The following is a 22,309-nucleotide window of genomic DNA, read 5'->3' as shown; positions in this document are numbered from 1 at the left end:
CATGCGCCTGGTTCAGCTTTCTCGTCACTCTATCGCTTTTCCTTCGCCTGAAGCGGCGCTGCGCGAACCTAATGGTCTGCTGGCGCTGGGCGGAGACTTAAGCCCGGCCCGGCTGCTGATGGCCTATCAGCGCGGCATTTTCCCCTGGTTTTCTCCCGGCGATCCGATCCTCTGGTGGTCGCCCGATCCGCGCGCCGTACTGTGGCCGCAGACGTTTCATATCAGCCGCAGCATGAAACGCTTTCATAAGTCTTCTCCTTACCGCGTTACCCTCAATCATGCCTTTGGCAAAGTGATTGACGGTTGCGCGCAGGATCGTGATGAAGGCACCTGGATTACGCCCGATATCGTGATGGCCTACCATCGCCTGCACGAGCTTGGTCATGTGCACTCAATTGAAGTGTGGGAAGGCGACGAACTGGTCGGTGGAATGTACGGCGTGGCGCAGGGTTTGCTGTTTTGCGGCGAGTCGATGTTTAGCCGCCGCATTAACGCCTCGAAGACGGCATTGCTTGTTTTCTGCGACGAGTTTCTCCGTCAGGGCGGCAAATTGATTGATTGCCAGGTGCTAAATAATCACACCGCATCGCTGGGCGCGGTAGAAATACCGCGCAGAGATTATTTACTCCAGCTTGCCAAATTGCGCGCAATCCCTTTGCCTTCCCATTTTTGGGTGCCGCGCACGCTGTTTTTATCTCCTGAATAATGTTTTCGGCACATTTTTTATCAGGGTGTTATAATGGACGCTCAAAGCAGCTTTTGCCTGTTGCCCCGCCCCATCCGGGAGTCGTTCGTATCAGGGATGCCCTTCGTTTTACTCCATCGCTCCCCTTTACGGTTGCGCATTTAGCGCGTCCTGGCTGTGGCGTGAGGGTAACTGGCAAAAGTCGTTTTGCTGCGTTTTATCAGCACAAATCTTTACTTAACACACGAACTTCGGCATTATCTTGCCGATTCAAAAATTATGGTAGTGATACCCCCGAGGATTAGATGGCCAAAGAAGACAATATTGAAATGCAGGGTACCGTTCTTGAAACGTTACCTAATACGATGTTCCGCGTAGAACTGGAAAACGGTCACGTGGTCACTGCGCATATCTCCGGTAAAATGCGTAAAAACTATATCCGTATTCTGACGGGCGATAAAGTGACTGTGGAACTGACCCCGTACGACCTGAGCAAAGGCCGCATTGTCTTCCGTAGCCGCTAAGATCTTCCGCCAGCACAACTAGTGCACCTAATATTAAAGGCCGGGTAAAACCCGGCCTTTTGTTTTTCTGCGTTCTTATTGCCTTTCGCAACTCAGGACAAATGTCTATACTGAGCTATGACAAATGTCTGCACAGAGGAGGAAAAATGAGAACCTGGAGCCCGGAACAAAAACCGGTTGAAAATGCGCTCTGGCGTTTCGCCGGTTTCCCCGCTAACCGCGGCATAAAACTTGTTCAGATGTTGAATGAGGGTTTGCCCGTCAGCATTCTGGATACTATTCACGAATGGACGGAGATGTCCCGCTCCGACATCCTGCGCGTCACCGGTATTAACGAGCGCAACGTAGCCCGCCGTAAGAGCGCGGGACGCACCTTAACGCCGGAAGAGAGCGAGCGGATCGCCCGTTTAGTTCGCGTGATCGACGCCGCTGTTCAGTTTTTTGGTGATAAAAAAATGGCGTACGACTGGCTACAAGCGCCAGTGCGCGGCCTCGGCAACGTTGCCCCTATCTCCCTGATTGCCACTGAAAGTGGCGCTCTGGAAGTGACCGATCTGATCGGCCGGCTGGAACACGGAGTATTTGCGTGATTTTTTATCGCCTTGTTTCGCGCCGCTACGCCAGCGAAGCCTGGACCGGCAGCGGTGCGAATCAGTACGGCGGCAGATGGAATCACAAAGGTCACCCGGCGGTTTATGTTGCCTCATCCGTTTCGCTCGCCGCGCTGGAAATGCTGGTGCATGTACACAGCGACACGATCCTGAGCCAGTACGGACTGTTCAGTATCGACATCCCCGATAAAGCGATTGAATATCTGGATAAACAGTGGCTACCGCCAGACTGGCAGGAAAACCCGGCGCCGCTGTCAACGATGGATCTGGGAACCGCCTGGCTGGAAGCCAACAGCGCCGTCGCGCTGGTACTTCCTTCCTGCGTCATTCCGCAGGAAAACAATGCCATCCTCAATCCGCAGCACGCTGAATTCAGCAAGTTACTCAAATCAGTAAAAGAGCTGCCTTTTTCGTTTGATCCGCGGCTGGCTTCGTCCTGATGGCTGTCGGGAATCTGCTTTACTGGATAACGCACTTATCTGATCCAGCCACCCGCCGACAAATCGCAGGCATAAAAAAACCGGGTTCAGTGACCCGGTTTTTGTGACTTAATAACAGAGATTAGTGGGCGGTTTCCGGTTTGTGCTTCTGGGCACTCTGGAAATCATACTCCAGCACATCTTTTTCCTGATTCAGCGTCACGGTTACCTGGCCACCGTCAACCAGCGAGCCGAACAGCAGTTCGTTGGCCAGCGGTTTTTTCAGGTTGTCCTGGATAACACGCGCCATCGGGCGAGCCCCCATTGCACGGTCATAGCCTTTCTCGGCCAGCCAGTTGCGGGCTTCCTGGCTGACTTCCAGCGACACGCCTTTCTGATCCAGTTGCACCTGGAGTTCGACGATAAATTTGTCGACCACCTGATGGATCACCTCGGTAGACAAGTGATCGAACCAGATAATGTTGTCCAGACGGTTGCGGAATTCCGGCGTAAAGATCTTTTTGATCTCTTCCATCGCATCGGTACTGTTATCCTGGTGGATAAGACCAATGGATTTACGCTCGGTTTCACGCACCCCGGCGTTGGTGGTCATCACCAGCACCACGTTGCGGAAATCAGCTTTGCGTCCGTTGTTATCGGTCAGCGTACCGTTGTCCATCACCTGCAACAGCAGGTTAAAGACATCCGGGTGCGCTTTTTCGATTTCATCAAGCAGCAGCACCGCGTGCGGATGTTTGATCACCGCATCAGTCAACAGACCTCCCTGATCGAAGCCGACATATCCCGGAGGCGCACCAATCAAACGGCTGACGGTGTGTCGCTCCATATACTCGGACATATCGAAACGCAGCAACTCAATACCCAGCGCTTTCGACAACTGTACGGTCACCTCGGTTTTACCCACGCCGGTTGGGCCGGCAAACAGGAAGGAACCGACCGGTTTATGGTCCTGACCCAGCCCTGCGCGGCTCATTTTGATGGCTTCGGTTAATGCCTCAATGGCTTTATCCTGGCCAAACACCAGCATTTTCAGGCGATCGCCGAGATTTTTCAGCGTGTCGCGGTCGCTCTGAGAAACGCTTTTCTCAGGAATACGCGCGATGCGCGCAACAACCGACTCGATATCCGCCACGTTGACGGTTTTCTTACGCTTGCTCACCGGCATCAGACGCGCACGCGCGCCCGCTTCATCGATCACGTCAATCGCTTTATCCGGCAAATGACGGTCGTTAATGTATTTCACCGCCAGTTCCACCGCTGCACGCACCGCTTTCGCTGTGTAACGTACATCGTGATGCGCTTCATACTTCGGCTTCAGGCCGTTGATAATCTGCACCGTTTCCTCAACGGACGGTTCAGTAATATCAATTTTCTGGAAGCGACGCGCCAGGGCGCGATCTTTTTCGAAGATGTTGCTGAATTCCTGATAGGTGGTCGATCCCATCACGCGGATTTTACCGCTGGAAAGCAGCGGCTTAATCAGGTTAGCAGCATCAACCTGCCCGCCGGACGCAGCGCCTGCACCGATGATGGTGTGGATCTCATCGATAAACAGAATGCTGTTATTGTCCTGCTCAAGCTGTTTCAGCAGCGCTTTGAAACGTTTTTCAAAATCACCGCGGTATTTGGTACCTGCCAGCAGCGAGCCGATATCCAGCGAATAGATAGTGCAGTCGGCCATAATTTCCGGCACGTCGCCCTGCACAATCCGCCAGGCCAGCCCTTCGGCAATCGCCGTTTTACCGACACCGGATTCCCCAACCAGCAGAGGGTTGTTTTTACGGCGGCGACACAGCACCTGAACCGCGCGCTCGAGCTCTTTACTACGGCCAATCAGCGGGTCGATGCCACCAACACGAGCAAGCTGATTAAGGTTGGTGGTGAAGTTTTCCATACGTTCCTCCCCGCCTGCTTGCTCTTCGCTGTTCACCTGGCTGCTACTGCTGCTACCTGCATCCGATGACGGTCCCGGTTCGTCTTTACGCGTACCGTGAGAAATAAAGTTCACCACGTCGAGGCGGCTCACTTCATGTTTGCGCAGCAGGTAAGCCGCTTGCGACTCCTGCTCACTAAAAATGGCAACCAGTACATTCGCCCCGGAGACTTCGCTGCGACCGGAGGACTGAACATGGAACACCGCGCGCTGCAAAACACGCTGGAAGCTGAGCGTCGGCTGCGTGTCGCGCTCCTCTTCGCTCATGGGTAGAACGGGTGTGGTTTGTTCGATGAAGGCTTCGAGTTCCTGCCGCAGCGCCACCAGGTCCACGGAACACGCTTCAAGCGCTTCGCGGGCCGAAGGGTTACTGAGCAATGCCAGTAACAAGTGCTCGACGGTCATAAACTCATGTCGGTGCTCGCGCGCTCTGGCGAAAGCCATATTTAAACTGAGTTCCAGTTCTTGATTGAGCATAGGGCACCTCCCCCAAGTTTCATGCCTGCATTCAGGCTCTTTCCAGCGTACACAGCAACGGATGCTCGTTCTCCCTCGCGTACTTGTTCACCATAGAGACCTTGGTCTCTGCAACTTCGGCGGTGAAAACACCGCAGATAGCCTTGCCGTGATAGTGAACCGTAAGCATCAGTTGCGTTGCACGTTCTACATCATAAGAAAAGAACTTTTGTAGCACGTCAATAACAAATTCCATCGGCGTGTAATCATCGTTCATTAACATGACTTTATACATGGATGGCGGTTTTAGCGCATCGCGCAATTTTTCTTCCGCCAATTGGTCGAAATCCAGCCAGCTATTACTCTTACCCATCGTTAGCGCTTCATCTTAGGTTACAGATTCCGGCGGTCTTTAATCGGCCGATTACATGAGTCTAGATGTATTTTTAATCTACATCAGATGTCAGATAACAATCATCTATCGTTGCCATCCGCGACGGCTGTCACATTCTGTCGTCATAGCGTTAACTGCTTCAAAATTTTGATGCGCCGCCTCCCAGAACCCCTGCCAAACGCTTGACGCGTTATACGATTTATCTAAATTGTACAGTCGAGAGCTGGTGAGGTTTTGAACAGCCCGCTCGCTCTGCCACCGGTTCATTCCATCTTACTTAAATAAGATTTACGAAGGATGTCGAAGCATGGAAACGGGTACTGTTAAGTGGTTCAACAATGCCAAAGGGTTTGGTTTTATTTGCCCTGAAGGCGGCGGCGAAGATATCTTCGCGCATTACTCCACCATTCAAATGGATGGTTACAGAACGTTAAAAGCCGGGCAGACAGTCCGGTTTGATGTACACCAGGGCCCTAAAGGCAATCACGCCAGCGTTATCGTGCCCGTCGAAGTGGAAGCCATGGCCTGACGCCAGCAACCTCATTGTGTACATGCCGCAGTTAAAATGCCAGCCCAATCGGCTGGCATTTTTATTACTCGCGAGCCAGCGCATCCACCGGATCCAGGCGCGCCGCATTGCGCGCCGGCAACCAGCCAAACAGCACCCCGGTAAACGTTGAACACAAAAAAGCGGTGATCAACGCAACCGGTGAAAAACCAATTTCCCAGCCCGGTAAAAAGAGCTGCAAAGTAAACGCGATCAACATCGAAAGCGTTACGCCGAGCGCGCCGCCAACCAGGCAAACAAACACTGCCTCAATCAGAAACTGCGACAACACATCGCCCGCTCTGGCGCCCACCGCCATCCTGATGCCGATCTCGCGGGTTCGCTCGGTCACCGAGACCAGCATGATATTCATCACACCGATACCACCAACCAGCAGGGAAATCACCGCCACCAGCGTCAGGAACAATTGAAGAGTACGTGTGGTCTTTTCCGCAGTTTTCAATACCCCGTCCATATTCCAGACGAAGAAATCTTTTTTTCCGTGCCGCAAATTCAGCAGCCGGGTGAGCTGCTGTTCCGCCTGCTCACTGCTGTAGCCATCTTTCACCCGAACAGTAATAGAGTTTAGCCACGACTGGCCCATAATGCGCCCGGAGATGGTCGTGTAGGGCAGCCAGACGCGCAGGATTTTGCTGCTGCCGAACATGGATTGCTTCTCTTCCGCCACGCCAATCACCGTTGCCGGCATATTGCCGACCAGCATCACCTCGCCCACCACGCTGGCTTTATTGGGAAAGAGCTGGCGGCGGGTATTGCTGTCGAGCACCACCACCTGCGCCCGTCCCTTCTCCTGCTCGGCATTGAACGACGCGCCTTCGCTGAAGGTCATGCCATAAACATTAAAGTACTGCCCGCTCACACCGTTCGCGCTGGCCGCGACATCAATATTGTCATTGCGCAGACGCAGGTTTTGCGAAACCGACGGTGTCGCTGAGCGCACCCACGGCTGTTTCTGGATCGCCAGCAGATCGTCATATTTCAGCGCCTGCTGGTATTGCGGCTCATCATCACCAAAATCCTTACCGGGATAGACATCAATAGTGTTGGTACCGATTGAACGGATATCCGCCAGCACGAGCTGCTTCGCCGCATCGCCCACCACCACAATCGAGACCACGGAGGCGATACCGATAATAATGCCGAGCATGGTCAACAGCGTGCGCATCCTATTCGCCGCCATTGCGCGCCAGGCCATGGTCAGCGCTTCGTGAAAACGGCTGATAAACTGCCGCCAGCCGCCCGCCTGCACAGACACGGCATCGCGGTTATCCGCTGTTATCACTCGTTCGCGGGTCGAAGGATTACTGATAAGTTCACCATCGCGAATTTCAATTACTCGCTCAGCCTGCGCCGCCACTTGCGGATCGTGGGTGACGATAATCACCGTATGCCCGCGATCGCGCAGCTGGTGAAGGATCGCCATCACCTCTTCGCCTGAGTGACTATCCAGCGCACCGGTGGGTTCATCGGCCAGAATGACCTGCCCTCCGTTCATCAACGCCCGGGCGATACTGACGCGCTGCTGCTGGCCGCCAGAAAGCTGAGAAGGCTGATAATCCGCCCGCTCACCCAGGCCGAGGCGCGTAAGTAACTCTCTGGCGCGTATCAGCCGCGCTTTACGATCGGTTCCGGCGTATACCGCAGGCACTTCAACGTTCTGCGCGGCCGTCAGATGCGAAAGCAGATGATAACGCTGGAAGATAAAACCAAAATGCTCGCGCCGCAGTTGTGCCAGCGCATCGCCGCTAAGCGTGGAGACATCCGTTCCGGCAACGCGGTATGTACCGCTGGAGGGTTTATCCAGACAGCCGAGTATGTTCATCAGCGTCGATTTACCGGAACCCGAAGCCCCGACAATCGCCACCATTTCACCGGCATTGATACTGAGAGTAATGCCCTTCAGCACCTCCACCTGCTCGTCACCTGAAGGATAACTGCGGCGAATATCCTTCAGCTCCAGCAGTGCCGTCATTGGGCCGCTCCGCGATTCAGCTCGCCGATCACCACTTCTTCACCGGCATCCAGCCCTTTCACGACCACGACATCGGTATCATTACGCGAGCCCAGCATTACTTCGCGCTCGCGGGTTTCGCCGTTGCGCAGCACTTTCACTTTATAACGATTATCGCCAACCGGATCGCCCAGCGCCGCCAGTGGAATGGTCAGCACATTTTTCAGGCCGGTCAGTTGAATATGCACCTGCGCGGTCATATCCAGGCGCAATATGCCCTGCGGATTAGGCACTTCAAAACGGGCATAATAGAAGATAGCGTCATTGACCTTCTCCGGCGTCGGCAGAATGTCTTTCAGTGACCCTTCATAGCGGGTGCCAGGATCGCCCAGCACGGTGAACCATGCTTTTTGCCCGGGTTTCAGATGGATCACATCCGCCTCTGAAACCTGTGCTTTAACCAGCATGGTGCTCATGTCGGCCAGCGTCAGGATGTTTGGCGCCTGTTGCACCGCAATCACCGTTTGCCCTTGCAGAGTGGTAATTTGCGTCACTTCACCGGCCATCGGGGCCAGAATGCGTGTGTAGTCGAGATTTGTTTTCGCGGTATCCAGCGTCGCCTGGTTGCGCTTTATCTGCGCATCAATAGTGCCGATCTGCGCCTCTTTAACCGCCACATCGGTGGCCGAGGTATCCAGATCCTGGCGGGAGATAAGATTGCGTTTCACCAGTTGCTGCTGACGTGCCAGCGTCACCTGCGCCAGCTTCAGTTCCGCCTGCGCCTGACGGCGTTGCGCACGCAGTTCCATCAGCGTGGCATTCACTTCTTTGATCTGGTTTTCTGCCTGGTCCGGATCGATAACCCCGAGCAACTGATCCTTTTTGACTTTATCGCCAATATTGACCGACAGCGTTTTCAACTGGCCATTTACCTGTGCACCGACGTCAACTTTACGTAATGCATCTAGCTTGCCTGTCGCCAGTACGCTCTGTTGCAATTCGCCTGGGCGGACAATCAGCGTCTGATACTGCACCACCGGCGCGTTTAATTTTCCCCACAGCCAAAAGACGGCCAGTAAAATGACGACCGCCAGTACGATAAATACCGTCCTGCGTTTTCCCTTAAGTTTCATAAAAATCCCGGATAATCTGACACGCGGCCTGTAGATAACATTCTTAACCAAACAAAACATCAACGAAACAGAAAACTCTTAATCTCTCCACTATTCATTTAGATGTTGTTGAAGCGCTGGCTGATGGAATGGCGATCTCTGTGAGATACCCGGATTTCAATATGTCCACCATCGCCGACACGACACATACCGCTATGCCACTGCCGAAAACGGCATGGCAACTCTTTTATTCTCTTGCTTCAGGCGAACTGATGCCAGGACTGGCGTGGCATCATCCTGCGTATCGCCGCAAATTTCTGCTACGTTCGCTGGCCACGCCGTTCAGCACCGCCCGTTTTCTTACGCGCCTGCTACGTCAGCCCATGCTGGCTAACATATTACAGGTGCAGCCTGGTTTACCTTGCCGTCTGCATCGCCCATGGTTATCCATGAACACCAGTCGTGCACAAGCATCCGACGCGTTGTGCTGGCATTACAACACGATCGCAAGCCTGCTGCCCGCCAGACTGGTGAACGGCTATCTTACCAGGGCAGGAATCACCGTTGCAGTGTTGAACGGTAAAGATGAGCAACATTATTCGTTGCGTCTGTGTTCAGAAGCCATGCAGGACAAGGAAGGCGAAGCAACACTGGTATTCTGCGATGCACAGAATACCGTACTGGCCGGGCTGACATTCACCCTGTGCCAGTTTGCTGGCCAAAACACGCTGTATATTGGCGGATTACAGGGAGCCAAAGCCCACGTGCCGCATGAACTTATTCAGGCTGCGACCAAATCCTGCCACGGTCTTTTTCCAAAACGCCTGCTGGTAGAGGCAGTGATGACGCTGAGCCAGTTCCTGCGCGTGCAGCAGATCCGCGCTGTCAGCAACGAAACCCATATCTATCGTAATATTCGTTACCGCCGAAAAAAGCAGGGGCAACTGCATGCGGATTACAATAGTTTTTGGCAATCGTTGGGCGCTGTAGCTGACGCGTCCGGCGATTATATCCTGCCACTGGCAATGCCGCGTAAACCGATGGAGGCGATCGCCAGTAAAAAACGCGCAGAATACCGACGCCGTTACGAATTACTCGATAGCCTGCATACCCAGACAGCCAGCCTCTGCCAGAACTAGTCAGCTCGCCCGCGCGCCAGCCACAGCACGCGGGAAAACATCTTGCGCAACAGGGGCGGTACAGCATCTATCCCGCGGCGCCCCGCTTCCATCGCCACTTCTATCGCCAAATCCGGCTTCGATGAGCGGTGAATCGCTTTGATGATCACCCGACGCATATTCATCTGCACGTTTTCCGGCAGTTGCGCCACCCGATGATAGATATCGGCAAAACCTTCCCGATACATAAAATGTTCCATATCCCGCGCCGGCAGCTCGGTCAAATGCTCCCGCGTCTGAACATGATCATTATCCAGCAGGCTGCGCACCGTGGCGGCGTACTTTTTCCCCGCTTCATCGCCATCTACCAGCACATGCCATTCAATCCCCATACGGCGAGCAAACTTAACCAGTGGTTTTAATCCGGACTGGGCGAATTCAATAACTTTCACCCCTTCGGCATCGAAATGGTGGCCGCACTGGCGCGCCAGTTCGTTAATCACCCAGGTTTCTGTCTCCCCTTCCACCAGCAGCCAGCAGCGGGCAAACAGCGAAGAAGCGCGATTGAAACGGATATGGAAAGCGATACGCCGCGCATCCTCGGAATTTAAGCCGCCGGGCCCAAGACGCCAGGCCGCAACGCGTGACGATTCGCGCACCAGCCGACAAACATGCTCAACCGGCGTCATCGACAACAGCTCACCAGAATTGGTCGTCGTCACCTGCTGCAATGGCAACAAATTCAGCAGTTGCCACGCAACCGACAGCATAATCGGGTGCAGCCGTGTTTCAGGATCTTCCACCAGCAGCAACGGTCGCGCGTCACGGTCGAGGCGCACCGTTCCTTTCGCCTGCAATAAGGTGGCAAAAAAACTCAGCAAGATCACCCGGTACATACGGCCGCCGGGTTTGTCGATCATGCGGTTGATAATATCCAGATAGCGCCAGCTGCGCTGCTCGTCATGAGAGCGACGCCGCATCAGACGCTGGTGCGAAGCCCCGCTGCCCTGTTCCGCGAAGTAGTGTTCCAGCAGTTGCACCATCGCAGAGAGGCCGTGACGAATCTGCCCGTCCGTCAAATTTTGCGGTCGGGAGACCAGCTCGTGGGAGAGGAAATCAAGCTGCCGGGCGGTGGTCTCCATTTCGGGTGTATCAGGCATCGTACCGCTGCGGATACGCCGTAAAAATCGCGCATCGCGCAGACGCAACACCGGCATCAAACGCACCAGATGACGGGCGCATTCGTCGATATCGGCAAGATCGAGCAACTCACCCTGTTCATTCAGAAAACCACGCAATGTCAGTACGCTGCCATCATCAGACAGCTCACCTTCATGGCGATAAAACAGGCGATGGTATCCGTCATGACTGGGCACCCAGCATTCGGCAAGAGGACGATAGCGTCGCACGCGGTAGCGCCCCGGCTCAGATTCACGGAAAGTCAGAATAATGTGCAGATGGTGCTCACGCCCCTGAATATCTCCCGGCGGGAACCAAAAATCTTCCCGAACAAAATGGTAGAGATCGGTTTCCGGTGACAGTAATAACGTTAATGCATCAAGCAAGCTGGATTTACCCCAGGCATTCTCGCCAATCAGCACGTTATTCTGCTCAAGCTGTAACGATAAACGATTGATGCCGCGGAATCCGACAATGTCTACACGCTCCAGAATCATTCTTCCCTCCGGCTGATTTCGTCTTTCTCGTCTATGCTTTCTGAGAAGTATAGCGGGGCGGAAAGCGCCAGGACATGCGCTAAGTACAAAATTTTATTGAAAAATATGTAGCAAACCGCTAATGCCGTCGAAGGAAGTACAACGCAGAGAAATAAAAAGAATAATAATCTAATCATTAAACAAATATCAAAATTCAATACCAGGATAATTCCATAGAACATATATTATATTTTACTTTATTTTAATTTATCAGTTGTTTTAACCATCACTGGAATTAGAATAACCGCGCATTTATTGGAGTTTTACCTATGGCAAGGGCATTTGCCCGGTTCTGTTCTTATCGAGGTGGCTATGTTCAGAAAATTAGCAGCAGAGTGCTTTGGCACATTTTGGCTGGTGTTTGGCGGCTGCGGCAGTGCAGTACTGGCCGCAACGTTTCCGCAAACCGGTATTGGTTTCGCCGGGGTTGCGCTGGCGTTTGGTTTAACGGTGCTGACCATGGCTTTTGCCGTTGGTCATATTTCAGGCGGGCATTTTAATCCGGCAGTGACAATAGGCCTGTGGGCAGGCGGCCGTTTTCCGGCTAAAGACGTGATTGGTTATATTGTCGCGCAGGTCGTCGGCGGCATCGTGGCAGCGGCGGCACTCTATTTTATCGCCAGCGGCAAAGCGGGTTTCGATGCAACAGCCAGTGGTTTTGCCTCGAACGGTTATGGCGAGCATTCGCCGGGGGGATACTCCATTTACTCCGCGATGCTGATTGAAATCGTGCTGACCTGCGGCTTCCTGCTGGTGATCCACGGCGCCACGGATAAACACGCGCCTGCGGGCTTTGCCCCTATTGCCATTGGTCTGGCGCTGACGCTTATCCATTTAATCAGTATTCCGGTGACCAATACTTCCGTTAACCCGGCGCGCAGTACCGCCGTCGCAATATTCCAGGGCGGCTGGGCATTGCAACAATTATGGTTCTTCTGGGTAATGCCGATTATCGGCGGCATTCTGGGTGGGGTGATTTACCGCACGCTGCTGGAAAAACGCGATTAATAAATCAGGCCCGGCAAGCACGCCGGGCTTTTATTTAACATTATTACTGCGTCTTTTCGCGGCTTTACTCAGTTCCCACCTTTCGGTAGTGTGTCCGGCGCTTACTCATTTTTGCAAGGATTCGGGCTGTTCATGCTTTCAGGATTGCTAATTATTCTTCTGCCGCTGATCGTCGGCTACCTCATTCCCCTGCGCCATACCGCGGCTCTTAAACTGATCAATAAATTACTCAGCTGGATTGTTTATCTGATCCTGTTTTTTATGGGGATCAGCCTCGCGTTCCTCGATAATCTCAGCGCCAATCTGCTGTCAATATTTCACTATTCCGCGGTGAGTATCGTGGTGATCCTGCTGTGCAATGCCGTTGCACTGTTATGGCTGGAGCGTACCCTGCCCTGGCAGCACCAACATCAGCAGGAAAAACTGCCTTCACGTCTTGCCATGGCGCTGGAATCCCTGCGTCTGTGCGGCGTGGTGGTTGCCGGTTTTGCCATTGGCCTCAGCGGGCTGGCGTTTTTACAGCATGCCACGGAAGCCAGCGAATATACGCTGATCTTCCTGCTGCTGCTGGTCGGCATCCAGTTACGTAACAGCGGTATGACGCTGAAGCAGATTGTCCTCAACCGCCGCGGAATGATCATCGCCGTAGTGGTGGCGCTCAGTTCGTTAGTCGGCGGCGCAATCAACGCATTACTGCTTGGCCTGCCGCTCCAGACAGGTCTGGCGATGGCCTCCGGTTTTGGCTGGTATTCGTTGTCCGGGATTTTGCTGACCGAATCTTTTGGCCCGGTCATTGGCAGCGCGGCCTTCTTTAATGATCTGGCGCGCGAACTGATCGCCATCATGTTAATCCCCGGCTTAGTACGCCGCAGCCGATCCACGGCGCTCGGTCTGTGCGGCGCAACGTCAATGGATTTTACCCTGCCGGTGCTCCAGCGCAGCGGCGGTCTGGAGCTGGTGCCAGCGGCCATTGTGCACGGTTTTATCCTCAGCCTGCTGGTGCCATTGCTCATGGCCTTCTTCTCTGCCTGATACCTCTTTGGCGGTAACTTTTTGCCGCCAAAATTGCGCTAAATCAATCTCCCTGTAAGTTGCACCGAAAAGCGCTTTTAAGGCTTCTCTCACCAGCATAATCTTAAACATGTATTTAAAATATAACTTTAACAGTGAAGGTGTGACCATGTTTTGTGTGCAATGTGAACAAACCATTCGAACCCCGGCGGGTAATGGCTGTGCGTACGCGCAGGGGATGTGCGGTAAAACCGCCGAAACGTCCGACCTCCAGGATTTGCTGATTGCCGCGTTACAAGGGCTCTCTGCCTGGGCCTGCAAAGCCCGTGACTACGATCTGATCGATCATGAAATCGACAGCTTCGCGCCGCGCGCCTTCTTCTCGACGCTGACCAACGTAAACTTCGACTCCGTTCGCATTGTCGGTTACGCCCAAGAAGCGATCGCCAAACGTGAAGCGCTAAAAGCGCTCTGCCTCTCCATCGACCCGAACGCCAGCGTTGATAACCCGATGGCGGAGCTGCAACTGGCCAGCGACGATCTGGGCGAATTACAGCGTCAGGCAGCAGAATTCACACCGAATAAAGACAAAGCCACGATTGGCGAAAATATCCTTGGCCTGCGCCTGCTCTGCCTGTACGGCCTGAAAGGCGCAGCCGCCTATATGGAGCATGCGCACGTACTCGGCCAGTACGACAATGATATTTATGCCCGCTACCATAAAATTATGGCCTGGCTGGGCACCTGGCCTGCGGACATGAACGCTTTGCTTGAATGTTCAATGGACATTGGCCAGATGAACTTCAGCGTCATGAGCATCCTCGATGCTGGTGAAACCAGCACTTACGGCCATCCGACGCCAACTCAGGTGAACGTTAAAGCCGTCGCCGGGAAATGCATTTTGATCTCCGGTCACGACCTGAAAGATCTCTATAACCTGCTGCAACAAACCGAAGGCACCGGCGTTAACGTCTACACCCACGGTGAAATGTTGCCAGCACACGGTTATCCTGAACTGCGTAAGTTTAAACATCTGGTCGGCAACTACGGGAGCGGCTGGCAGAACCAGCAGGTGGAATTCGCCCGCTTCCCGGGCCCGATCGTGATGACCTCCAACTGCATCATCGATCCGACCGTCGGTTCTTATGACGACCGCATCTGGACCCGCAGCATTGTTGGCTGGCCGGGCGTGAACCACCTCGAAGGCGACGATTTTGCACCGGTGATCCGCCAGGCGCAGCAAATGTCCGGTTTCCCGTTCAGCGAAATTGAACACCTGATCACCGTCGGGTTTGGTCGCCAGACCCTGCTTGGCGCGGTGGATTCGCTGATCGACCTGGTGAGCCGCGAAAAACTGCGCCACGTCTTCCTCGTCGGCGGCTGCGACGGCGCACGCGGCGAACGTAATTACTTCACCGATTTCGCCACCCAGGTGCCGGATGACTGCCTGATCCTGACGCTGGCCTGCGGGAAATATCGCTTCAACAAACTCGACTTCGGCAATATCGAAGGGCTGCCGCGTCTGATCGATGCCGGCCAGTGTAATGACGCCTACTCGGCGATTATTCTGGCGGTAACACTGGCGGAAAAATTGGGCTGCGGTGTGAACGATCTCCCGCTGTCGCTGGTGCTCTCCTGGTTTGAACAGAAAGCGATCGTCATCCTGCTGACTCTGCTGTCGCTGGGCGTCACCAATATCGTTACCGGGCCAACCGCGCCGGGCTTCCTGACGCCGGATCTGCTGGCCGTGCTGAATGAGAAATTTGGCCTGCGCCAGGTCACAACCGTTGAACAGGATATGCAGCAGTTGCTGAGCGCATAAGGAGATAACGATGACCATGCCAATCCCTCAATGCCCGTGGCGCATGCAGGTTCACCATATCCGTCAGGAAACGCCGGATGTCTGGACGCTGTCGCTGTTATGCCACGATTACTATCCGTATCGCGCCGGGCAGTACGCGCTGGTAAGCATTCGCAACAGCGCCGACACGCTGCGTGCTTACACCCTTTCATCCACGCCGGGCGTGAGCGAATACATTACGCTGACCGTTCGCCGTATTGATGATGGCGCAGGTTCCCGGTGGCTGACCCAGGAGGTAAAACGCGGCGATTATCTGTGGCTTTCCGATGCGCAGGGGGAATTTACCTGTGATAACGAACCGAACGATAAGCTGTTGCTGCTGGCGGCAGGGTGCGGCGTGACACCGATTATGTCGATGCGTCGCTGGCTGGCAAAGTATCGCCCGCAGGCCGATGTGCAGGTGATCTTCAATGTGCGTTCGCCGCAGGATGTGATTTTCGCCGACGAGTGGCGCGAATATCCGGTCACGCTGGTGGCAGAAAATGACGCGACCGCCGGTTTTGCTTCTGGCCGCCTGAGCCGCGAACTGCTCAGCCAGGTGCCGGATCTGGCTGTACGCACGGTGATGACCTGTGGCCCGGCGCCGTACATGGATTGGGTTGAGAGTGAAGTGAAAGCGCTGGGCGTGACGCGTTTCTTCAAAGAGAAATTCTTTACCCCTGTCGCGCAGGCTGCCACCAGTGGATTGAAGTTCAGCAAACTCTCGCCGATGAAAACCTTCTACGCGCCGGTGGGCAGTACGCTGCTGGAAGCACTGGAAAGCAATAAGATGCCCGTGAATGCCGCCTGCCGCGCCGGGGTGTGCGGCTGTTGTAAAACGCAGGTGATTTCCGGGGAGTATACCGTCAGCAGCACCATGACGCTGACGGAGCAGGAGATTGCCGCCGGTTATGTGCTGGCCTGCTCCTGTCATCCACAAGGGGATTTGGTGCTGGCGTAACGCTTTCTGCACAAAATAAAACGCCCTTCACAGGAAGGGCGTTTTTTTGATCTCATTGACCGGGTAGCGTTCCGGTACGCTGTTAACTCTGCGCTACTTCCACGCCGGAGCCACGGAATAACGGCCCGCGCCAATAAAAGCAATCACCAGCGCAGCAATAAAGAAGTAAACAATACTCTCAATCGCCCACGCACCGGTCGCATCCAGAGCGCCCGTTTTACCGATGCCGACCAGTAACCACGCCACCACCATCGTAAATGCCAGCACCAGCGCGGAAGGACGAGTCAGAACGCCCAGAATGATCAGGATCGGGCACAACACTTCGCCAATCAGCACGCCGTAAGCAATAAAACCCGGCAACCCTTTTGCCACCAGCATGCCCGCAATACCATCAATACCGCCGATTAATTTGTGCAGCCCGTGAAACAACATCAATCCGCCAACCAACAAACGCAGCAACAGTCGGCCAAGATCTTCATGCGAAAACATCTTATTAACCGTATTTAACAATGATTTAACCATTTGAAATGATTCCTGTTTTCATCGACCTTTGTCAGAGTATTACGGAGTGTAACTGAAATAAACCCCTGTTTTAAAAAAGGGCATGATTAATCTCATTCCACGCAGAATCATTGTCTAAGCTTGTAAGCAAGATCACAAAAGGAGCTTTCCATGAAACAGACTGTGGCTGCTTATATTGCTAAAACCCTTGAACAAGCGGGCGTTAAACGGATTTGGGGGGTAACCGGTGACTCTCTTAACGGGCTGAGCGACAGCCTGAATCGCATGGGTACCATTCACTGGATGCCAACGCGTCATGAAGAAGTCGCTGCCTTCGCTGCTGGCGCGGAAGCACAATTGACCGGTGAGCTGGCGGTTTGTGCCGGTTCCTGCGGGCCGGGAAATTTACATCTGATCAATGGCCTTTTCGATTGCCACCGCAATCATGTTCCGGTGCTGGCCATTGCGGCCCACATTCCATCAAGTGAAATCGGTAGCGGCTACTTCCAGGAAACCCATCCGCAGGAGCTGTTTCGCGAATGTAGCCACTATTGCGAACTGGTTTCCAATCCGGAGCAGATCCCGCAGGTGCTGGCGATCGCCATGCGTAAAGCCGTGCTTAATAAAGGCGTGTCCGTCGTTGTACTGCCTGGCGACGTGGCGCTAAAACCCGCGCCGGAAAGCGCCAGCAGCCACTGGTATAGTGCGCCGCAGCCGGTGGTCACACCGACAGAAGAAGAGTTACAAAAACTGGCGCAGTTGCTGCGCTACTCCAGCAATATCGCCCTGATGTGCGGCAGCGGCTGCGCCGGTGCGCACAAAGAGCTGGTGGCTTTCGCCGGGAAACTGAATGCGCCCATTGTCCACGCGATGCGCGGTAAAGAGCATGTGGAGTATGACAACCCGTACGATGTCGGCATGACCGGGCTGATTGGCTTCTCTTCCGGGTTCCACACCATGATGAATGCCGATACTTTAGTGCTGCTCGGCACGCAATTCCCCTATCGCGCCTTCTACCCCACCGATGCCAAAATCATCCAGATCGATATCAATCCGGCCAGCATTGGCGCACACAGTAAAGTGGACATGGCGCTGGTGGGCGATATCAAAGCTACCCTTGCCGCGTTGCTGCCGTTGCTGGAAGAAAAAACCGATCGCCGCTTCCTTGATAAAGCGCTGGCGGATTACCGCGAAGCCCGCAAAGGGCTGGATGATTTAGCGAAGCCGAGCGAGAAATCGATTCACCCGCAATATCTGGCGCAGCAAATCAGCCATTTTGCCGCGGATGACGCGATTTTCACCTGTGATGTCGGTACGCCAACGGTATGGGCGGCGCGCTATCTGAAAATGAACGGCAAGCGCCGCCTGCTTGGTTCCTTTAACCATGGTTCGATGGCCAACGCCATGCCGCAGGCGCTCGGCGCAAAAGCAACCTGCCCGGAAAGACAGGTCGTGGCGCTCTGCGGCGACGGCGGTTTCAGCATGCTGATGGGCGATTTTCTCTCCGTTGTGCAGATGAAGCTGCCGCTAAAAATTATCGTCTTTAATAACAGCGTGCTCGGCTTTGTGGCGATGGAGATGAAAGCAGGCGGCTACTTAACCGACGGTACGGAGTTGCAGGACACCAACTTTGCCCGCATCGCCGAGGCCTGCGGCATTACCGGGATCCGCGTAGAGAAATCCGCCGATGTTGACGAAGCGCTCCAGCGCGCCTTCTCGATCGATGGCCCGGTGCTGGTAGATGTCACTGTCGCCAAAGAGGAACTGGCGATCCCGCCGCAAATCAAACTGGAGCAGGCCAAAGGCTTCAGCCTCTATATGATGCGCGCCATTATCAGCGGACGCGGCGATGAAGTCATCGAACTGGCGAAAACCAACTGGCTCAGGTAAAACAGAAGCTTAACCTGAGCCAGAGAAAGGAAATGCCGTGATTGATTTACGTAGTGATACCGTAACCCGCCCGGGGCGCGCCATGCTTGAAGAGATGATCGCCGCCCCGGTCGGGGACGATGTTTACGGTGATGATCCCACCGTAAACGAACTGCAGCGTTACGCGGCAGAACTCAGCGGCAAAGAAGCCGCACTGTTTCTGCCGACCGGAACGCAGGCCAACCTGGTCGCGCTGTTAAGCCACTGCGAGCGCGGCGAAGAGTATATTGTCGGCCAGGGTGCGCATAACTATCTCTACGAAGCGGGCGGTGCAGCGGTGCTCGGCAGCATTCAGCCGCAACCGATTGATGCCGCCGCCGACGGCACGTTGCCGCTGGACAAAGTCGCGGCAAAAATCAAAGCCGATGATATCCACTTCGCGCGCACCAAACTGCTCAGTCTGGAAAACACCCACAACGGTAAAGTGTTGCCGCGCGACTACCTGAAACAGGCGTGGGAATTTACCCGCGAGCGCGGGCTGTCACTGCACGTTGATGGCGCACGCATCTTTAACGCCATCGTGGAATACGGCTGCGACCTTAGCGCGATCGCGCAATATTGCGACTCCTTCACCATCTGCCTGTCGAAGGGCCTCGGCACGCCGGTCGGTTCATTACTGGTGGGCGACAAAGCTTATATCACCCGCGCCAACCGCTGGCGCAAAATGACCGGCGGCGGCATGCGCCAGGCCGGGATCCTTGCCGCAGCGGGCCTGTATGCGCTGAAGCACAACGTCGCGCGGCTGAAAGAGGATCACGAGAACGCCGCCTGGCTGGCCGCTCAGTTGCAGGAAATTGGCGCCGACGTGATGCGTCACGACACCAACATGCTGTTCGTCCGCGTTGGCGAACCGGCCGCAGATCTGGGCGCGTTTATGCGCGAGCGCGATGTGCTGATCAACGCTTCGCCGGTGGTACGGCTGGTCACCCATCTCGACGTCAATCGCCAGCAGCTCACCGAGGTGGTTCGCCACTGGCAGGCTTTTTTACAGCGCTAAGGAGCAGATGTGGCGCAGCGGATCCTGGTGCTTGGCGCCAGCGGTTATATCGGGCAGCGGCTGGTGGCTGCGCTCAGTCAGCAAGGCCATCAGGTCAAAGCAGCGGCGCGCCAGTTAACGCGCCTGCAAAAGCAGCGGTTGCCCGGCGTGACCTGCCACATTGTCGATCTCTATTGGCCACAGGATCTTCCGGCGCTGCTGGCCGATGTCGATACGCTCTACTATCTGGTGCACAGCATGGGCGAAAGCAGCGATTTTGTGGCGCATGAACGGCAAATCGCCCTGAATGTGCGCGACGCGTTGCGGGAAACGCCGGTCAAACAGGTCATTTTCCTCAGTTCGTTGCAGGCAAAAGGCGCAACGGATTCTGACCATCTACTGGCGCGGCAATATACCGGCGATCTGCTGCGGGCAGCCGGTGTTCCGGTGACCGAATTGCGCGCCGGGATCATTGTCGGCGCGGGTTCGGCGGCCTTTGAAGTGATGCGCGATATGGTGTTTAACCTGCCGGTACTGACGCCGCCGCGCTGGGTGCGTTCGCGCACCACGCCAATTGCGCTGGAAAACCTGCTGTATTATCTGCTGGAATTGTTGCATCACCCGGCGGCGGAACACCGCGTGTTTGAGGCTGCCGGGCCGGAAGTGCTGAGCTATCAGCAGCAGTTCGAGCACTTTATGCGCGTCAGCGGCGTACACCGCCCGCTGATCCCCATTCCGCTGCCAACGCGACTGATCTCGGTCTGGTTTTTACATCTCATCACTTCCGTGCCGCCAACGATTGCAAAGGCGCTGATCCAGGGGCTGAAACACGATCTGCTGGCCGACGATCGCGCGCTGCGCCGTTTGATCCCGCAAACACTGATCCACTTTGATGACGCGGTGCGCCAGACGTTGCAGGAAGAAGAAAAGCTGGTGAATTCCGCCGACTGGGGCTATGACCCGCAGGCCTTCTCACGCTGGCGTCCGCAATACGGCTACTTTCCGAAACAGGCTGGTTATCAGGTAAAAACCGCAGCCAGCCTCAGCGCGCTGTGGGAAGTGATTAACCGTATCGGCGGCAAAGAGCGCTATTTTTTCGGCAATCTGCTGTGGGAAACCCGCGCTGCGCTCGATCGTTTAATTGGTCACCCACTGCCGCGCGGGCGTCCCGATCGCGCCTGGCTGCAAACCAGCGATGCGGTGGATAGCTGGAAAGTGATTATCGCCGAGCCGGAGCAGCAACTGGCATTATTGTTTGGTATGAAAGCGCCGGGGCTGGGACGGCTGACCTTTACGTTGAGCGACAAAGGCGACCACCGGCTGCTGGATGTCCGCGCCTGGTGGCATCCGCACGGCATGCCGGGTTTGTTTTACTGGCTACTGATGTTCCCGGCTCATCTGTTCATCTTTCGTGGCATGGCGCAACAAATTGCCCGTCTGGCAGAAAAAAATAGTGAAAAAGTCTGACGGTTAACCTTTTTCTTTTACTTCTCCCATTGCATCGCGGCGTAATTCACGGAAGAATGCGCGCGATAATTGCTTTTCAACACAGTGGATTGATATGAAGGTACTGGTCACGGGCGCAACCAGCGGTTTAGGCCGAAACGCCGTCGAATATCTGCGTCAAAAAGGGATCAGCGTCAGGGCGACGGGCCGCAACGAAGCGATGGGCAAGTTGCTGAGCAAGATGGGCGCCGAGTTTGTGCATGCGGATTTAACCGAGCTGGTTTCATCGCAGGCTAAAATCATGCTCGCCGATATCGATACGCTGTGGCACTGCTCCAGTTTCACCTCACCGTGGGGAACGCAGGAAGCGTTTGACCTGGCAAATGTGCGCGCCACGCGCCGTCTGGGTGAATGGGCTGTTGCCTGGGGCGTGCGCAACTTTATCCATATCTCCTCGCCTTCGCTCTACTTCGATTATCATCACCACCGCGATATCCCGGAAGATTTTCGCCCGGCGCGTTTCGCCAACGAATTTGCCCGCAGCAAAGCCGCTGGCGAGCAGGTTATCGATCTGCTGGCGCAGGCGAACCCCAACACCCGCTTTACCATTCTGCGTCCGCAAAGCCTGTTTGGTCCGCACGACAAAGTGTTTATCCCGCGGCTGGCGCAGATGATGCACCACTACCGCAGCGTGTTACTGCCGCGCGGCGGTGATGCGCTGGTGGATATGACCTACTACGAAAATGCAGTGCATGCGATGTGGCTCGCCAGCCAGCAACAGTGCGACACGTTACCTTCCGGGCGGGCGTATAACATCACCAACGGCGAGCCGCGCTCGCTGCGCAGTATCGTACAGCGGCTGATTGACGATCTGGCGATCTCCTGCCGCATTCGCTCCGTGCCCTACACCATGCTGGATATGCTGGCCCGCAGCATGGAACGTTTTGGCGATAAACGCGCGAAAGAACCCGCCTTCACCCACTATGGCGTGTCGAAGCTCAATTTTGATTTCACGCTGGATATCACGCGCGCGCAGGAAGAGCTGGGCTATGCGCCGATCGTGACGCTGGATGAAGGCATCAAACGCACGGCGCACTGGTTAAAAGATCACGGTAAACTGCACCGCTGAT

At 55.0% G+C, this 22,309-nt stretch carries 20 protein-coding genes and 1 pseudogene; 15 read left to right on the top strand and 6 right to left on the bottom strand.

The genetic code is table 11. The features are described from left to right. The first annotated feature begins 1 nt into the window (after nt 1). From aat to C0557_RS07975, 5 genes and pseudogenes are all read left to right on the top strand, one after another. Entirely contained in the window at nt 2-706 is a 705-nt protein-coding gene (aat, locus tag C0557_RS07990) for a leucyl/phenylalanyl-tRNA--protein transferase (protein WP_208658081.1), read from the top strand. 184 nt (nt 707-890) lie between these two features. Then, nucleotides 891-1,063, top strand: a pseudogene (locus C0557_RS27400) (hypothetical protein); the annotation flags it as partial. Then, the gene (infA, locus tag C0557_RS07985) at nt 991-1,209 is read left to right on the top strand and encodes a translation initiation factor IF-1 (RefSeq protein ID WP_001040187.1); all 219 of its coding nucleotides are present in this window, start codon (nt 991-993) and stop codon (nt 1,207-1,209) included. The pseudogene C0557_RS27400 and the gene infA, both read left to right, overlap by 73 nt. A 146-nt stretch (nt 1,210-1,355) precedes the next feature. Then, a complete protein-coding gene (locus C0557_RS07980; protein ID WP_208658080.1) occupies nt 1,356-1,799 on the top strand; it encodes an antitoxin Xre/MbcA/ParS toxin-binding domain-containing protein in 444 nt (147 codons plus the stop codon). Continuing rightward, complete coding sequence (locus C0557_RS07975; RefSeq protein ID WP_208658079.1) at nt 1,796-2,260, top strand: RES family NAD+ phosphorylase; 465 nt, start codon at nt 1,796-1,798, stop codon at nt 2,258-2,260. Before C0557_RS07980 ends, C0557_RS07975 begins: the two co-directional genes overlap by 4 nt. 121 nt (nt 2,261-2,381) lie before the next feature. Here C0557_RS07975 and clpA read toward each other — a convergent pair whose 3' ends face one another. Together clpA and clpS are read right to left on the bottom strand one after the other, a co-directional pair. After that, nucleotides 2,382-4,670, bottom strand: coding sequence for an ATP-dependent Clp protease ATP-binding subunit ClpA (clpA, locus tag C0557_RS07970; protein WP_074775584.1), 2,289 nt, complete (start codon nt 4,668-4,670; stop codon nt 2,382-2,384). Between the two features lie 31 nt (nt 4,671-4,701). After that, nucleotides 4,702-5,022, bottom strand: a complete 321-nt coding sequence (gene clpS / locus C0557_RS07965) for an ATP-dependent Clp protease adapter ClpS (protein WP_007374120.1) — start codon at nt 5,020-5,022, stop codon at nt 4,702-4,704. A gap of 328 nt (nt 5,023-5,350) precedes the next feature. On the opposite strand from clpS, the gene cspD reads away from it, so the two are divergent. Continuing rightward, nucleotides 5,351-5,572 (top strand): cold shock-like protein CspD, encoded by a 222-nt coding sequence (gene cspD / locus C0557_RS07960; protein ID WP_007374119.1) that lies wholly within the window; start codon nt 5,351-5,353, stop codon nt 5,570-5,572. A 64-nt stretch (nt 5,573-5,636) separates the two neighbouring features. On the opposite strand, the gene macB is transcribed toward cspD, so the two are convergent. Both macB and macA read right to left on the bottom strand, forming a co-directional pair. Beyond that, nucleotides 5,637-7,583 carry a macrolide ABC transporter ATP-binding protein/permease MacB gene (gene macB / locus C0557_RS07955; protein WP_208658078.1) on the bottom strand — a complete coding sequence of 649 codons (1,947 nt, stop codon included), beginning with the start codon at nt 7,581-7,583 and terminating at the stop codon, nt 5,637-5,639. Further along, nucleotides 7,580-8,695 (bottom strand): macrolide transporter subunit MacA, encoded by a 1,116-nt coding sequence (gene macA / locus C0557_RS07950; protein ID WP_208658077.1) that lies wholly within the window; start codon nt 8,693-8,695, stop codon nt 7,580-7,582. Before macA ends, macB begins: the two co-directional genes overlap by 4 nt. A 161-nt stretch (nt 8,696-8,856) precedes the next feature. Here macA and C0557_RS07945 point away from each other — a divergent pair, with 161 nt between their 5' ends. Next, the gene (locus C0557_RS07945) at nt 8,857-9,813 is read left to right on the top strand and encodes a VirK/YbjX family protein (RefSeq protein ID WP_208658076.1); all 957 of its coding nucleotides are present in this window, start codon (nt 8,857-8,859) and stop codon (nt 9,811-9,813) included. Here the strand turns inward: C0557_RS07945 and C0557_RS07940 are convergent. Beyond that, nucleotides 9,810-11,468: an ATP-dependent endonuclease gene (locus C0557_RS07940; RefSeq protein ID WP_208658075.1), complete on the bottom strand. Its 1,659-nt coding sequence runs from the start codon at nt 11,466-11,468 to the stop codon at nt 9,810-9,812. The genes C0557_RS07945 and C0557_RS07940 overlap by 4 nt on opposite strands. Nucleotides 11,469-11,819: 351 nt before the next feature. On the opposite strand from C0557_RS07940, the gene aqpZ reads away from it, so the two are divergent. From aqpZ to hcr, 4 genes are all read left to right on the top strand, one after another. Continuing rightward, complete coding sequence (gene aqpZ, locus C0557_RS07935) at nt 11,820-12,515, top strand: aquaporin Z (RefSeq protein ID WP_074775571.1); 696 nt, start codon at nt 11,820-11,822, stop codon at nt 12,513-12,515. A 132-nt stretch (nt 12,516-12,647) separates the two neighbouring features. Beyond that, a complete protein-coding gene (locus C0557_RS07930; protein ID WP_043954068.1) occupies nt 12,648-13,547 on the top strand; it encodes a lysine exporter LysO family protein in 900 nt (299 codons plus the stop codon). A gap of 148 nt (nt 13,548-13,695) precedes the next feature. Then, nucleotides 13,696-15,348: a hydroxylamine reductase gene (gene hcp / locus C0557_RS07925; protein WP_208658074.1), complete on the top strand. Its 1,653-nt coding sequence runs from the start codon at nt 13,696-13,698 to the stop codon at nt 15,346-15,348. Nucleotides 15,349-15,358: 10 nt separating this feature from the next. Further along, on the top strand, nt 15,359-16,327 hold the full coding sequence (gene hcr / locus C0557_RS07920) for an NADH oxidoreductase (protein ID WP_208658073.1): 969 nt from the start codon (nt 15,359-15,361) through the stop codon (nt 16,325-16,327). Nucleotides 16,328-16,420: 93 nt separating this feature from the next. Here the strand turns inward: hcr and C0557_RS07915 are convergent, their stop codons facing one another. Continuing rightward, entirely contained in the window at nt 16,421-16,849 is a 429-nt protein-coding gene (locus tag C0557_RS07915; RefSeq protein WP_043954070.1) for a DoxX family protein, read from the bottom strand. 150 nt (nt 16,850-16,999) lie between these two features. Here C0557_RS07915 and poxB point away from each other — a divergent pair, with 150 nt between their 5' ends. From poxB to C0557_RS07895, 4 genes are all read left to right on the top strand, one after another. Next, a complete protein-coding gene (gene poxB, locus C0557_RS07910; RefSeq protein WP_074775565.1) occupies nt 17,000-18,718 on the top strand; it encodes a ubiquinone-dependent pyruvate dehydrogenase in 1,719 nt (572 codons plus the stop codon). Nucleotides 18,719-18,755: 37 nt separating this feature from the next. Continuing rightward, entirely contained in the window at nt 18,756-19,754 is a 999-nt protein-coding gene (gene ltaE, locus C0557_RS07905) for a low-specificity L-threonine aldolase (RefSeq protein WP_208658072.1), read from the top strand. 9 nt (nt 19,755-19,763) lie between these two features. Next, on the top strand, nt 19,764-21,200 hold the full coding sequence (locus C0557_RS07900) for a DUF2867 domain-containing protein (RefSeq protein WP_208658071.1): 1,437 nt from the start codon (nt 19,764-19,766) through the stop codon (nt 21,198-21,200). Between the two features lie 94 nt (nt 21,201-21,294). Continuing rightward, nucleotides 21,295-22,308, top strand: a complete 1,014-nt coding sequence (locus C0557_RS07895) for an NAD(P)-dependent oxidoreductase (RefSeq protein ID WP_007374106.1) — start codon at nt 21,295-21,297, stop codon at nt 22,306-22,308. Nucleotide 22,309 lies beyond the last annotated feature (1 nt).

The organism is Kosakonia sp. MUSA4 (assembly GCF_013085925.1).
GTDB lineage: Bacteria > Pseudomonadota > Gammaproteobacteria > Enterobacterales > Enterobacteriaceae > Kosakonia > Kosakonia sacchari_B.
Note: the sequence above shows the minus strand (reverse complement) of the source record. Positions and strands in the feature narration are given on the sequence as shown.

Excerpts from the sequence above, each read along its gene's own strand:
- aat (WP_208658081.1), top strand. The coding sequence starts at position 2 with ATGCGCCTGGTTCAGCTTTCTCGTCACTCTATCGCTTTTCCTTCGCCT.
- infA (WP_001040187.1), top strand. The coding sequence starts at position 991 with ATGGCCAAAGAAGACAATATTGAAATGCAGGGTACCGTTCTTGAAACG.
- C0557_RS07980 (WP_208658080.1), top strand. The coding sequence starts at position 1,356 with ATGAGAACCTGGAGCCCGGAACAAAAACCGGTTGAAAATGCGCTCTGG.
- clpA (WP_074775584.1), bottom strand. The coding sequence starts at position 4,670 with ATGCTCAATCAAGAACTGGAACTCAGTTTAAATATGGCTTTCGCCAGA.
- clpS (WP_007374120.1), bottom strand. The coding sequence starts at position 5,022 with ATGGGTAAGAGTAATAGCTGGCTGGATTTCGACCAATTGGCGGAAGAA.
- cspD (WP_007374119.1), top strand. The coding sequence starts at position 5,351 with ATGGAAACGGGTACTGTTAAGTGGTTCAACAATGCCAAAGGGTTTGGT.
- macB (WP_208658078.1), bottom strand. The coding sequence starts at position 7,583 with ATGACGGCACTGCTGGAGCTGAAGGATATTCGCCGCAGTTATCCTTCA.
- macA (WP_208658077.1), bottom strand. The coding sequence starts at position 8,695 with ATGAAACTTAAGGGAAAACGCAGGACGGTATTTATCGTACTGGCGGTC.
- C0557_RS07945 (WP_208658076.1), top strand. The coding sequence starts at position 8,857 with ATGTCCACCATCGCCGACACGACACATACCGCTATGCCACTGCCGAAA.
- C0557_RS07940 (WP_208658075.1), bottom strand. The coding sequence starts at position 11,468 with ATGATTCTGGAGCGTGTAGACATTGTCGGATTCCGCGGCATCAATCGT.
- aqpZ (WP_074775571.1), top strand. The coding sequence starts at position 11,820 with ATGTTCAGAAAATTAGCAGCAGAGTGCTTTGGCACATTTTGGCTGGTG.
- C0557_RS07930 (WP_043954068.1), top strand. The coding sequence starts at position 12,648 with ATGCTTTCAGGATTGCTAATTATTCTTCTGCCGCTGATCGTCGGCTAC.
- hcp (WP_208658074.1), top strand. The coding sequence starts at position 13,696 with ATGTTTTGTGTGCAATGTGAACAAACCATTCGAACCCCGGCGGGTAAT.
- hcr (WP_208658073.1), top strand. The coding sequence starts at position 15,359 with ATGACCATGCCAATCCCTCAATGCCCGTGGCGCATGCAGGTTCACCAT.
- C0557_RS07915 (WP_043954070.1), bottom strand. The coding sequence starts at position 16,849 with ATGGTTAAATCATTGTTAAATACGGTTAATAAGATGTTTTCGCATGAA.
- poxB (WP_074775565.1), top strand. The coding sequence starts at position 17,000 with ATGAAACAGACTGTGGCTGCTTATATTGCTAAAACCCTTGAACAAGCG.
- C0557_RS07895 (WP_007374106.1), top strand. The coding sequence starts at position 21,295 with ATGAAGGTACTGGTCACGGGCGCAACCAGCGGTTTAGGCCGAAACGCC.